Genomic DNA, 13,777 nt, shown 5'->3' on the forward strand with positions numbered 1-13,777 from the left:
GTGTCTGGTGATTCCGTTCAGGTCCGCTTCGTCGTTGCTCCCTTCCTCCCCGAACACCAGCCCGCGCTGGGCGTGAGCACGCTGATAGGGGTGCTCGGCAGGAGCGGCATCCAGGCGGATGTCCGCTACCTCAACGTCCAGTTCATGCGGCAGATCGGCTGGGAGCTCTACTACTACCTCTCCTACGCCACGCCCCCGGAGATCCTCGCGGGGGAGATGGCCTTCCTGCCGGCCTCGCCGGACCTGCTGCTGGGGGAGATGGTCTTCGCTCCGGCGCTGTGGGGCGACGCGGCCTCGAACTGGGAGGAGTACGCGGACCGCCTGACGCCGCTGCTGGAGGTGAAGCAGCACACGGAGGGCGCCACCTCGGGCGGCGCGCGGCGTGAGCAGGCGCTGCACTGGGGACGTGCCCGCGAGCTCATCCGCGCCCTGCGCGAGGACAGCCCGCGCATCGTCAGGCAGTGGGCGCAGGACATCCTCGTGGACAATCCGCGCGTCATCGGCTTCACCTCGACGTTCCAGCAGAGCGTCGCCTCGCTCGCGCTGGCGAAGGAGCTGCGCCGGCTGCGCCCGCGCGAGGAGCTGACGCTCATCATGGGCGGCGCCAACTGCGAGGCCGACATGGGCAAGGCGCTCTCGGACAACTTCCCCTTCATGGACCACGTGGTCTCCGGAGAGGGCGAGGGCGTCATCGTCGACCTGGTCAAGGGCGTGTTGGATCGCCGAGGCGGCCGCCCCCAGCCTCGCTACGTGGCCGCGCCGCCGTTCGAGGCCATGGACACGCTGCCGATTCCGGACTTCGACCACTACTTCGAGGCCATCAAGGACATGCCGATGGCCAAGCGCGCCAACCTGACGGCGGAGTCGTCACGTGGCTGCTGGTGGGGGGCGAAGTCGCACTGCACCTTCTGCGGCCTCAACGGCTCCGGCATGGCGTACCGGAGCAAGGACCCGGGTCGCTTCGTCCAGGAGCTGCGCACGCTGGCGGGTCGCTACGGCTTCAACTTCTTCATGATGGCCGACAACATCCTGGACCTGAAATACATCAAGTCGGTGTTCCCCGCGCTCATCGAGCAGGGGGACGAAATCACCATGTTCTATGAGACGAAGAGCAACCTCCGGAAGGAGCAGCTCGAGCTCATGGTCGCCGGGGGGGTCACCGAGCTGCAGCCGGGCATCGAGAGCCTCAGCACGCCCATCCTGGAGCTGATGGACAAGGGCACCACGCGCCTGCAGAACATCCAGCTCATCAAGTGGTGCGAGGAGTTCGACATCAACGTGAACTGGAACATCCTCTTCGGCTTCCCGGGTGAGGCGCCCGAGGAGTACGCGGAGATGGCCCGGCTGATGCCCTCGCTCGTCCACCTGCCCCCGCCTGGAGGATGCGGGCGCATCCGCATGGACCGGTTCGCGCCGTATTGGAAGACGCCGGAGAAGTACAACCTCAAGAACGTCCGCCAGAAGTGGGCGTATGACTATGTCTACGCCGCGCTGCCCGCCGAGGAGCGCCGGCGCATCGCGTACTACTTCGACTACGACCTCGAGGGCGACATCGACCCGACGGTCTATCTCCAGGACACGCTGAAGCGGACCGAGGAGTGGCGCGACGGGTACAGCCGGGGCGTGACGCTCGAGCTGAAGACGCGCGATGGCGCGACGTACGTGCTGGACACGCGGGACGGGGCGTCGCGGGAGACGGAGGTGACGGTGGACGGCATCCGGCTGTTGAAGGCCATGGACTCCATCCAGAGCGCTCGTGTCGGGCTCGAGAAGGTGAACGAGTCGCGCGAGGGAGGCCCGATGCCGGCGGCGGACTTCGACGCGATGCTCGCGCGGTTCCTGGAGTGGGGTTGGGTCATCCGCGAGGGCGCGAAGCACCTGAGCCTCGTGCTGGACCGCACGGAGCGCCAGCGCATCATCGACCTGAAGATGGCCGCGCAGTTGGGCACGATCGACTGGGCCCGTCTTGGGGCCAGGCCGGCGGTGAGCCCCGGCCCCGCGCAGCTCGTCGCCTCTTCGACCTAGGCCCACGCGATGCCCGACGACTCGACGTCCTCCCCCACGGAGGAGCTGACGCCCCTGCAGCGGGCGGCCCTGGCCATCAAGACCCTCCGCGCGAAGGTGGAGGGGTTGGAGCACGCGCGCTCGGAGCCCATCGCCATCATCGGCATGGGGTGCCGCTTCCCTGGGGGCGCGGACACGCCGGAGCGGTACTGGGAGCTCCTGCGCGCGGGAGTCGACGCGGTGGGGCCGGTGCCCGCGGACCGCTGGGACGCGCAGGCCTATTTCGCCGAGGACCCCGATGCCGCGTGGAAGATGGTCGTGCGCGAAGGGGGCTTCCTCTCGCAGCCCATCGCCGCGTTCGACTGCGAGTTCTTCGGGCTGTCGCCACGCGAGGCGAGCTACGTCGACCCCCAGCAGCGCTTGATGCTGGAGGTCGCGTGGGAGTCGCTGGAGGACGCGGGCATTGCCCCGGGCTCGCTGGCGGGGAGCGACACGGGCGTGTACGTCGGCTTCCTCAGCAGCGACTACGGGCGCGTCCCGTTCAATGCGCTGCCGACGAGGGACCTGCCCTACATGGGGACGGGGAACGAGCTGAGCTTCTCGGCGGGACGCGTCTCGTATGTGCTGGGATTGCAGGGCCCGTCCATGGTCGTCGCGACGGCGTGCTCGTCGGCGCTCGTCTCGGTCCACCTCGCGTGCCAGGCGCTGCGTCAGGCGGAGTGCTCGCTGGCACTCGCGGGGGGCGTGAACCTCATCCTCCATCCGGACAACAACATCGTCCTGTCGAAGATGCGGGCGCTGGCGCCGGATGGGCGCTCGAAGACCTTCGATGCGTCCGCCAACGGGTACGGGCGAGGTGAGGGCTGCGGCGTCCTGGTGCTCAAGCGGCTCTCGGATGCGCTGCGGGACAAGGACCGCATCCACGCCGTCGTCCGGGGCTCGGCGGTGAACCACGACGGGCCCAGCGGTGGGCTGACGGTGCCTCATGGGCCCGCGCAGGAGAAGCTGCTGCGCAGGGCGCTGAGGTCCGCGAGCCTCTCGCCGTCCGACGTGCGCTACGTGGAGGCGCATGGGACGGGGACGCCGCTGGGAGACCCCATCGAGCTGCGGGCCCTGGACGCGGTGCTCGGGGAGGGGCGAGGTACAGGGGCGCCGCTCCTGGTCGGCTCGGTGAAGACGAACCTGGGCCACCTGGAGTCAGCCGCTGGCGCCGCGGGACTCATCAAGGTCGCGCTCTCGCTGCGCCATGGCGCCATTCCTCCGCACCTGCACCTGCGCAATCCCAACCCGGCCATCGACTGGGAGCAGCTGCGGCTCCGGGTGCCCACGGAGATGACACCGTGGCCCGCGGGGCCCCGGGTCGCGGGCATCAGCGGGTTCGGCCTCAGTGGGGTCAACGCCCATGTCCTCGTCGCGGAGGCCCCGCCCGAGGCCCCCAGGGGCCCGGAGGAGTTCCCGAGGCCCGTCCACGTCCTGGCGTTGTCGGCGAGGAGTCCGGAGGCGCTGGGGGCGCTCGCGCAGCGCTACGACGAGGCGCTCGGGAGCGCGGAGCTGGCCGCAACGCCCGTGGAGGATGTGTGCTTCACCGCGAACACGGGGCGCACCCATTTCCAGTACCGTCTCGCCGTGCTCGGGGACTCGCACGAGAGCCTGCGTGAGCAGCTCCGCGCGAGACGTGACGTGCAGCGCGTCCAAGGTGCTCCTCGCACCGCGTTCCTGTTCACGGGACAGGGCTCGCAGTGGCTCGGGATGGGCGAGGAGCTCTTCCGGACGGAGCCGATCTTCCGTCAGACGCTGCAGCGCTGTGACGAGGTGCTGGCTCCGCTGCTGGGACAGTCGCTCCCCGGGCTGCTGTACCCGTCCGAGCGCGACGAGGCCGCCCGCGCGCGACTGGACGCGACGGGCTTCACGCAGCCGGTGCTGTTCGCGCTCGAGTACGCACTGGCGCGGGTGTGGATGTCGTGGGGCATCGTCCCTGACTTCGTGATGGGGCACTCCGTGGGCGAGCTGGTGGCCGCGTGCGTGGCCGGTGTCTTCACGTTGGAGGAGGGTCTCCAGCTCATCGTGGCGCGCGCCCGGTTGATGCAGTCGCTCCCCTCGGGGGGCGCGATGGCCACCGTGTCCGCGGACCCGTCGATGGTGGAGGCGCTGCTGCCCCGGTATGAGGGACAGGTCTCCATCGCGGCGCTCAACGGTCCGCGCAGCGTCGTCATCTCGGGTCGCGAGGGCGCGGTGCGCGACTGTCTCGGCGAGCTGGACAAGCAGGGCAAGCGCGGCTCGCTCCTGCGTGTGTCCCACGCCTTCCATTCGGCGCTGATGGACCCCATCCTCGACGCGTTCTCGCGCGAGGTGGCCAAGGTCCGCCTCCAGCCTCCGGCCATCCCACTCATCTCCAACGTGAGCGGTGAGGAGGCCCGTGGTGAGCTGCTGGAGCCCCGGTATTGGGTGGAGCAGCTCCGGGGGCCCGTGCGGTTCGCGCGGAGCGTGGAGACGCTGAGCCGGGCGGGGGTCCAGGCCTTCGTGGAGGTGGGGCCCAGGCCGACCCTGACCGCGATGGGGCAGGCGTGTGTCTCCGGGGAGGGAACGCTCTGGTTGTCGAGCCTCCGGCCGGAGCGCTCGGATTGGCGGCAGATGCTGGAGGGGCTCGCCTCGCTCTATTCGGCGGGCGCGACGGTGGATTGGCTCGGGCTGGATGCAGGCCGGGAGCGACGCAAGGTCTCGCTGCCGGGGTACCCCTTTCAACGCAAGAGGCACTGGATGGAGCTGGCCGGCACGGGGTGGGATCGTCAGGGCGTGCGAGCCCGGAGCACCGCGGGCGTCCACCCGCTGCTGGGGAGCCGACAGGACTCGCCGGCCCGGACACGACAGTTCGAGTCCTCGCTGGGGGCCTCCTCGCCCGCGTTCCTTCGGGACCACGCCGTATACGGACAGCTCGTCGTGCCGGGAGCGGCGTACGTGGAGATGGGGCTCGCCGCGGGCCTGGCGCTGTTCGGAGCGGACGGAGGCGTTGTCGACGAGCTCGGCTTCTCGCAGGCCCTCTTCCTCCCTGAGGAAGGGGAGCGGCGCGTGCAGTTGCTCTACACGCCGGAGGGAGACCGCGCGGGGCGGTTCGAGATCTTCAGCCAGGAGTCGACGGCAGGTGAGCCCGAGCCGTCATGGACCCTCCATGCCCACGGCAGGCTCCGCGCGGCGACGCGAGAGTCGGGTGGACGTGTCGACCTTCACGCGCTGCGGACCGCGCTCGGCGCCGAAGTGGCCGTGGATGGCTACTACGACAAGCTGGGCAAGGCGGGTCTCGCCTATGGCCCCAGCTTCCGAGCCATTCGCGGGCTGTGGAGTGGTGGGAGCGAGGTGTTGGGGCAGCTCGCCCTGGCCGGTGGGGCCGTGGTGGATGCGGAGCGCTATGTCCTTGTGCCCGCGCTCCTGGATGCCTGCTTCCAGATGGTGGGGGCCGTCCTGGAGGAGGAGGGCGATGCCGCCTATCTGCCGGTCGGCGTCGGAACGGTCCAGGTGTGGAGAGCGGGGGCACGTGAGGTCTGGGCGCACGCGCGGATGTCGCGTGACGAGGAGGCGAAGGGGTCCGGCTACACGTGTGACCTGGAGTTGTTCACCGCGGAGGGGGAGCTCGTGGCCGTGGTGGAGCGGCTGCGACTGCAGCGTGTCGGTCGCGACGGATTCCTGGGAGCAAGGAGCAAGCGCTTGCAGAACTGGCTCTATGAGCTGGAGTGGCGGGACGCTCCGTCAGTGGCGGCGTCCCGGTCTGTCGGCTTCGGCCTCATCCTCGATGACGGGACAGGGGTGGGGAGCCGCCTCGCGGAGGGGCTCCGGGCACGAGGCTGGCGCGTGGAGACGGTGGCGCGAGAGCGTGCCTTCGACCGCGAGCGCGCCGAGGCGCTCCTCGCGATGCGTGAAGGCCCGGCACCGGTGCACGTCATCGACCTCTGGAGTTTGGATGGCGCGGGGACCGATGTGCCCGGTGCGGCCTTGGAGCACGGCACGCGGGTGCTGGAGCTGGTGCAGGCCCTCGTCCGGGCCCCGATGGGGTCCACGTCGCTCTGGCTCGTGACACGAGGGGCGCAGGCCGCTGTCGAAGGAGGGCCGCTCTCCGGACCCGCGGGCGCGGTCCTGTGGGGACTCGGCAAGGCGATTGCTCGCGAGCATCCGGAGCTTCAATGCCGCCGCGTGGACCTGGACCCGAGTGCTCCCGAGCACGAGGTGGAGCAACTGCGGGACGAGCTGCTCGGCGGGAGCGAGGAGGAGGTGGCCCTTCGAGGTCGGAGCCGCCGCGTGCCACGACTGGTGCGCAGCCGTCGACTGCGGCTGTCGAGCGGCGAGACCGAAGCCTCGCTGCGTCCGGATGCGAGCTACCTCGTCACGGGGGGGCTCGGCGGGCTGGGGCTCGCCGTGGCGGAGCGACTGGTGGAACGTGGGGCGCGACATCTCATCCTGCTGGGACGCAAGTCTCCGGGGGATGCTGCACGCAGGCGACTGGCGGCACTGGCGGAGCGGGGCGTGGAGGTGCGGACGCTCTCGTGCGACGTGTCCGTGGCTTCCGAGCTCGAGCGTGCCCTCGAGGGATGTCAGCCGCCCATCCGTGGCGTGGTGCATGCGGCGGGTGTCATCGACGACGGGCTGTTGATGCAGATGACGCCCGAGCGGTTCGCCAACGTGTTCGCCGCGAAGGTCTCCGGCGGATGGAATCTGCACCGTGTGTTCCAGGGGGCGGCGCTCGACTTCTTCGTCCTCTTCTCCTCGGCGGCGTCGATGATTGGCTCCGCCGGTCAGTCGAGCTACGTGGCCGCGAATGCATTCCTGGATTCACTGGCGCACCTGCGTCGTGCCGAGGGGTTGCCCGGCCTGAGCCTCGACTGGGGCGCCTGGTCCGAAGTCGGCGCCGCCGCGGAGGAGTCACTCCAGCGGCGCATGGAGCAGCTGGGCTTCGGCGTGATTCCTCCCGCGGACGGGCTGCGCGTCTTCGAGCAGGCGCTGGGGTTGGGAGGTCAGCTCGGCATCCTGCCGGTGGACTGGGCCGTGCTCGGGCGCCGGGGGCGCGCCGCGCTGTACGAGGACTTCGTCGCGCAGCCGGGGCCGGCCGCGAGCGAAGACCTCCGGGCGAAGCTGGAGCGCCTGCCGCCCGCCGAGCGCCGGGCCGAGCTGCGCGTGCACGTGGGCGGCCTGGTGAACGGTGTGTTGGGGCGACCTCTGACGGAGGCGCTGGACCCGGGCCAGGGCTTCTTCGACCTGGGCATGGACTCGCTGATGTCCGTGGAGCTGCGCAACGTCCTCCAGCGAAGCCTGGGCGTCTCGCTGCCCGCGACGGTCGCCTTCGACAACCCCACGGTGAACGCGCTCGTGGACCATCTGGCCAGGGAGGTGCTGGGCCTGCCGGAGCAGGCGGCACCCGCGAGGGAGCGGGTCGAGGACGCGGACCTGGAAGCGCTCCTGTCCGACGTGGATGACCTGGCCGATGGCGACGTCCAGGAACTGCTGCGCCGTCGCCGCTGACCCGAGCCCTTCGAGGACACCATGACGACGGATTCCACCCCCCGCCTCAGTGACCTGCCGCCACTCAAGCTGGCGTTGTTGGCGCGCAAGGTCGAGTCGAAGCTGTCGCTGGCGTTGAGCGAGCCCATCGCCATCATCGGGATGGGGCTGCGGTTCCCTGGCGGCGCGGACACGCCGGAGTCCTTCTGGGAGTTGTTGAAGGAGGGGCGGGAGGCCATCGCTCCCATTCCTTCTTCGCGCTGGGATGTCGACGCGTACTACGACCCGACGCCGGGGACGCCAGGGAAGATGTACACGCGGCACGGCGCTTTCATCCGGGGAGTCGAGGACTTCGACCCGCAGTTCTTCGGCATCTCTCCGCGAGAAGCATCCCGGATGGACCCTCACCAGCGATTGCTCCTGGAAGTGACCTGGGAGGCGCTGGAGCGCGCGGGCCTGTCGGCGGCGGACCTCAAGGGCAGCTCCACGGGCGTCTTCGTCGGCATGATGAACGAGGACTTCTCGCACCTGATGACGGATGCGACGCAGATCGACCTGCACACCGCCTCGGGCTCGGGGTTGAGTGTCGCGGCGGGGAGGCTGGCCTACAGCCTGGGACTGCAGGGGCCGACGATGGCCGTCGACGCGGCCTGCTCTTCGTCGCTGGTCACCGTGCACCTGGCATGTCAGAGCCTGCGGACGCGCGAGTGTGACCTGGCCCTGGCCGGTGGCATCAGCCTCATCCTGTCGCCGCTGACGTCCGTGGTGAACTGCGCGATGCGCATGCTCTCCGCGAAGGGGCGGTGCAGCACGTTCGACGCCTCGGCGGATGGCTTCGTGCGAGGCGAGGGCTGCGGGATGCTCGCGCTCAAGCGACTGTCGGACGCGGTCGCGGACAGGGACCCCATCCTGGCGTTGCTGAGAGGCTCCGCGACCAACCACAGCGGTCAGTCGAGCGGCCTGACGGTCCCCAATGGCAACGCGCTGGCGAAGGTGATGCGCGCGGCCCTGAAGTCCGGAGGGGTGGAGCCCGAGCAGGTGGGCTACCTGGAAGCCCATGGCACGGGAACGGCCATCGGGGACCCCATCGAGATGGAGGCGCTGGGCCGCGTCTTCGGACCCGCGCAATCGCGAGAGGCGCCGGTGGTCGTCGGCTCCGTGAAGACCAACATCGGCCATACCGAGGGCGCGGCGGGGGTGGCGGGCATCATCAAGGTCGTGCTCGCGCTCCAACACGAGGAGATCCCCGCGCACCTGAACCTGGAGACGCCCAACCCCAACATCCGCTGGGATGCGCTGCCCGTCGTCGTGCCGCGCGAGCGCATGTGCTGGGCGCGAGGGGCGAAGCGGCGAATCGCCGGAGTGACGGCGTTCGGCTTCAACGGGACGAACGCGCACGTGCTCGTCGAAGAGGCGCCCCTCGTCGAGTCCGCCCCGATGGAGGTCGCACCGTCACCCCAGCTGCTGCTGCTGTCGGCCCGCTCCGCGCCAGCGCTCCAGTCCCTGGCGCGGCGCTACGTGGAGCACTTCTCGGCGGAGACGGCGCACCGGCCCTCGTTCGGGGACGTCTGCTTCACGGCCAACACGGGCCGGGTCGCGTTCGCGCATCGGGTCGCTCTCGTGGCGTCGAGCGACAGCGAGGCCCGCCAGAAGCTCACGGGCTTCATGCAAGGCGACCAGGTGCCAGGTGTGTGGACCGGCTCCGGGCGACAGCGGCCCCGTCTGGCGTTCTTGTTCGCGGGCTGGGCGTGGGAATGGCAGGGATGGGGACGAAGACTCTTCGAGTCCGAGCCTGTCTTCAGGGAAGCCATCCTCCACTGCGAGGGCGCGCTGGGCCGGCCTCTCGTCCCGGGGCTCTTCTCCGTGCGAGGGGCGGACTCGGGCCCGCTGGGACCAGGCCTCACGCTTCCGGGGATGTTCGCGGTGCAGTGTGGACTGGTTCAGCTGTGGAGGGCGTGGGGCATCGCGCCGTCGGCGGTGTTGGGCGTCGGCGTAGGAGAGTACGCGGCGGCCTGTGCCGCGGGTGTGCTCACCTGGGCGGATGGAATGGCGCTCGTGGCGACGCTGGGTGAGCAGCTCGAGCGCGCGGCCCCCGGCGCCGAGCTGAGGGTCGAGCAGCCCGAGCAGCTCTCGGATGTCCTCCCGAGGTTTCCGGACGTGTGCCTGTTGGGGCTCGATGGCGAGGGGCGCGGCATCCTCTCAGGCACTCGCGCGGCCATCGAAGCGGTGCGAGCGGAGCTGCTCGAGCAGGGGATTCATGCCGAGTCGCGCGACACGTCACACGCCCTCACCCTGACGGCCTGGGGCGCCGCGCGTGAGGCGGTGGCCGCGGCGGCGCGCTCGAAGGTGCACGAACGACCCCGCGTCCCCTGGCTGTCCGCGCTCACGGGAAAGGTGATGGAGGCGCCGAGCGCGGAGTGCTGGCGAGAGCGCTCGGGGGCCCCTGGGCAATGGCTCACCGCGATGGACGCGTTGAGGGGGCACGGGGTGAGCGGCTCTCTGGACGTGGGCCCCGGCGCGGGCTGGATGGCCCTGGGGCTGCGTGTCCGTCCCGTGCCAGCGCACCCCTGGTTCCCCAGCCTGCGTGCACCGGACGATGACAGGACCGTGCTCGTCGAGAGCCTCGCGGGCCTGGTGGCCGCGGGGGCCGAGGTCGCGTGGTCGGAGGTCTATCGGGACAGGGCCCACGACAAGGTGGTGCTCCCGACGAGCTGCTTCCAGCGCAGTCGGTACTGGTTCGATCGCCCCGCGACGCCCGAGGTGCCCACCGCCTTGCCAGGAGGGGACCTGGAGGCGTTGGCGGGACAGCTCGACCTGCTCGAACAGCTCACGGACGAGCAGGTCCAGGCGCTGTTGGAGGGCCAGCAGCGAAGAGGCTGAGGGGCGCTATCGCTGGGACGCCTGCGCGCAGGCCTGGACCATGGCTGTGATTGCGGACAGGGTGGCGAGGTTCTCCACGCGCATCGCGTCCGCGGGGATGGTGATGCCGTATTGCTTCTCGATGAAGCTCATCATCCGCGCTGTCTCCAGCGAGTTCAGGATGCCGAGCTCGAGCAGGGGAGTGGAGGGCAGGAGCTCCTCCGCCTCACCTTCGAGAATCTCTTCGGCGATGTACCGGGTCAAACTGGCGAGAAGCTGAGTCTGATTCACGGCGTCGACCCCCCATGGGCAGGCAGGGTCGACGGTAGAGCATGTGCCGTGGACCCACCAGCACGTCATGGGTTCCCTCGTGCACTGCATGACGCGAGGGCCGCAGCGCTACGGCTGGGCCGTCGGAGCCGTCGCGGGCTCGGCGGCCTTGTTGTCCGCGCCTTCGATCTTCACCTGCTCCAAGGCCGCGTCCTTCACTTCGATCTTCGCCTTCGACTTCAGGCCGTCGATGAAGCCCTCCATCGCCTTGGAGCGGCGCTCACCCAACAGGCGCGCCTCGATGCGCGGCCGGGCCTGCTCGAAGGACAGGTCCATTCCCACCTGACGGCTCTGCAGCTTCACCAGGTGGAAGCCCTTCTCCGTCTCCACCACCTGGCCGATGTCCGCCGGCGTCTTCAACCCGAAGGCCGCCTCCGCCAGCGTGGCGCCCCAGCTCTGCGTCAGCTCCTCCCGGCTGCGGAAGCCCAGGTCTCCACCCGAGGACTTGGAGACGGGGTCCTGCGACTGCTCGGACGCGGCCAGCTCGAAGGCGCTCTTGGTGGGGCCCGCCTCCTTGCCCTTCAGGTCCGCCAGGAGCTTCGTCGCCGCGGTGCGCGCCTGGGCCCGCCTGGCCGCGTCGGCCTGCGGGGCCTCCAGGAAGATGTGGCTCACCCGCACGCGCTCGGGCCGGACGAACTCCGACTGGTGCTCCTCGAAGTACTTGCGCAGCTCGGGCTCGTCGAGCTTTCCGGCCGCCGCCTCCTGCTGCTTCCGGAGCAGCTTCTGCACCATCACCTTCTCCACCGTCGCCTTGATCTCCGGGTCGTCCTCCAACCCCTGACGTCGGGCCTCCTGCACCAGCAGCTCGAAGCGCACGAGGTTGTCGACGAACTCCTTCTTCTTCTCGAGCGTGGCGTAGCGGTTGCGAACGAACAGGGGCTGCTCGTCCAGCTTCGCCTTCACCTCGTTGGCGGTCAGGTTGCGGTCATTGATGACCGCGACGACGGGGCTCGAGTCCTGGGGCGCCTGCTTCGAGGGGCCCGCGCTTCCCCCCTCGCAGGCGGAGAGCGCGAGGACGGCGAGGGCGGCGGAGAGGACTCGGGTTCGGATGGAGCGCGTGTGCATGGGTGGAATCAACCTCGGGGCCTTCACCTTGCGTGTGGGAGCTCCGCGTTCTCGAGCGGAAGCCGCAAGCAACGCGTGAAGCGACAACCAAGAAGTGGCGCTGAATCGTATATCCAACATGGCGCAAGGTGCGAATCCCGTCGTTCCTCGTTTTGGGTCCAACGGGCGGAAGGAAAGCGTCCCTCCAAGGACGATACGGACGCGTCGGGTCCTGCTGGTCGCGTGGGCGCTGTGCGCGGCCTGCACGAAGCCGGCCCCCGTCGCGAGTCCCTCCCACGCGGGGGAGGGCCCCGTCGTGGGCCGCTTCGATGGTGGCGTGGTGACGCAGGCGGAGCTGGCCGAGGAGTCGGCCCGGCTGCCCTCGCCCCTGCGCGAGCAGTTCGAGCGCCCCGCCGGTCAGCGCGAGTTCGTGCGCTCCATGATCGACAAGCGCCTGTTGGCCCAGGAGGCCCGGGTCCGTGGCCTCCATCAGAAGCCGGAGATCCACAAGCAGGTGCAGGCCCTGGAGGAGCGGCTGGTCATCCAGGAGCTGCTCGCGGCGGAGGAGAAGGCGGTGGGCACGCCGGGCGAGCAGGCGCTGCGCGAGTACTACCAGCAGCACCGCGACGAGCTGGCCCAGCCCGAGCGGCTGCGGCTCGCGCGGGTGCAGGTGGTGGTGCCGCCCGCGGCGACGGCGACGCAGCGCGCCCAGGCGAAGCAGAAGGCGGAGCGGCTGGCGCAGCGACTGCGGTCCGGCGAGGCGCTGGAGAAGGTGGTGGCGGACGGGGATGGGCGCAGCGGGGAGCTGGGCTGGGTGGCGCGGGGAGACCTGCCGGACCGGGAGCTGGAGAGCGCGGCGTTCGGCTTGAAGAAGGTGGGAGACACCAGCGCGGTGGTGGCGGAGGCGAAGGGGTACTCGGTGGTGCGGCTGCTGGAGCGCCGGGAGGCGAGGGTGCCGGCGTTCGAGGAGGTGAGGGCGGAGGTGGAGGGGCGGGCGCTGCCGCAGTGGAAGCGAAAGGTCCTGGAAGGATTGCTGGCCCGGCTGCGTGAGACGGGCTCGGTGAGCATCGACATGCCTGGGACGCCCTGAGGGCGCAGGCGGGAGGGGTTGTGCATCTCTTTGTCTCGGACGGCTTGGGCGCCGTCGACGGCGTCGTGTGCCCTGAAGACCGAACCGCGCTGCGCCCGGGGCTCCGGCGCGCATGGCGTTGCTGCGCGTGGGTCCTGCTCGCGCTCACCCTGGGCGCCTGCCAGGACGAGAGCCTCGTCGCCGAGGTCGGCAAGCGCGACATCTCCAAGGCGGACGTCTCCGCGCTCATCGCCTCGCGCAGCTCGCGCGAACGCCCCACGTCGAGCGAGGCGCTGGACGCGCTCGTCGAGCGCTCGCTGCTCGCCGAGGAGGCCCGTCGCTCGGGGCTGCATGAGGACGCGGCCGTCCAGGCTCGCCTGCGCAGCGCCGAGCGCGAGGTGCTGGCCCAGGCGCTGCTCGACAAGCACCTGGCGGAGGTCATCACCGAGGCCCGGCTGCGGGAGCGCTACGCGGCGACGCGGGAGCAGCTCGGCCGCCGCGAGGTCCACGTGCGGCAGCTCCTGGTGCGCGTGCCTCCGGGCGCGGACGACGAGACGCGGGCCCGGGCGCAGTCGCGGATGAACGCGCTGTTCGCGCGGCTCGCGGGCGGTGAGCCCTTCGAGAAGATCGCGAGCGAGACCTCCGAGGAGACGGTGAGCGCGGCGCGAGGCGGAGACCTGGGGCCGGTGCTCGAAGGCCAGGTGGACGACGTGTTCTTCACCGAGGCCGCGCAGCTCTCCAAGGGCGAGCGTTCGCGGCCGTTCTCCACGGCGTATGGCCTGCATCTGCTCGAGGCCGTCGCGGACATGAAGACGGTGGTGCCGACCTTCGAGGAAGCGCGGGGGCGGCTGGAGTCGGACGCGCGGCGTGACGCGCAGGCGCAGCTCATGAAGGAACTTCGTGAGCGCATTGCCGTGAAGACCCACCCGGAGCGCCTGGACGCCGCCGCGTCCGTCGCCACGAGTCAGACGGGCAAGGAATAAATTC

General features: G+C 70.3%; 7 protein-coding genes. 5 read left to right on the top strand and 2 right to left on the bottom strand.

Features of this window, described 5'->3' with window-relative positions:
- The 3 genes from OWM54_RS40245 to OWM54_RS40255 are packed head-to-tail and all read left to right on the top strand — an operon-like array spanning window position 1 to window position 10,368.
- Entirely contained in the window at window positions 1-2,025 is a 2,025-nt protein-coding gene (locus tag OWM54_RS40245; RefSeq protein ID WP_223747407.1) for a RiPP maturation radical SAM C-methyltransferase, read from the top strand.
- 9 nt (window positions 2,026-2,034) lie between these two features.
- Window positions 2,035-7,509: a type I polyketide synthase gene (locus OWM54_RS40250; protein ID WP_267700764.1), complete on the top strand. Its 5,475-nt coding sequence runs from the start codon at window positions 2,035-2,037 to the stop codon at window positions 7,507-7,509.
- 21 nt (window positions 7,510-7,530) lie between these two features.
- Entirely contained in the window at window positions 7,531-10,368 is a 2,838-nt protein-coding gene (locus tag OWM54_RS40255) for a type I polyketide synthase (RefSeq protein WP_267700765.1), read from the top strand.
- A 6-nt stretch (window positions 10,369-10,374) separates the two neighbouring features.
- Here OWM54_RS40255 and OWM54_RS40260 read toward each other — a convergent pair whose 3' ends face one another.
- Both OWM54_RS40260 and OWM54_RS40265 read right to left on the bottom strand, forming a co-directional pair.
- A complete protein-coding gene (locus OWM54_RS40260) occupies window positions 10,375-10,638 on the bottom strand; it encodes an acyl carrier protein (RefSeq protein ID WP_223747410.1) in 264 nt (87 codons plus the stop codon).
- A gap of 108 nt (window positions 10,639-10,746) precedes the next feature.
- On the bottom strand, window positions 10,747-11,742 hold the full coding sequence (locus tag OWM54_RS40265; protein WP_223783654.1) for a peptidylprolyl isomerase: 996 nt from the start codon (window positions 11,740-11,742) through the stop codon (window positions 10,747-10,749).
- 295 nt (window positions 11,743-12,037) lie between these two features.
- Between OWM54_RS40265 and OWM54_RS40270 the strand changes: the two genes are divergently transcribed.
- Window positions 12,038-12,811: a peptidylprolyl isomerase gene (locus OWM54_RS40270; RefSeq protein ID WP_267700766.1), complete on the top strand. Its 774-nt coding sequence runs from the start codon at window positions 12,038-12,040 to the stop codon at window positions 12,809-12,811.
- 20 nt (window positions 12,812-12,831) lie between these two features.
- Window positions 12,832-13,773 (top strand): peptidylprolyl isomerase, encoded by a 942-nt coding sequence (locus OWM54_RS40275; protein ID WP_267700767.1) that lies wholly within the window; start codon window positions 12,832-12,834, stop codon window positions 13,771-13,773.
- Window positions 13,774-13,777: the final 4 nt, after the last annotated feature.

The sequence above is a fragment of the Myxococcus sp. MISCRS1 genome, assembly GCF_026626605.1.
Taxonomy (GTDB): Bacteria; Myxococcota; Myxococcia; order Myxococcales; family Myxococcaceae; genus Myxococcus; species Myxococcus fulvus.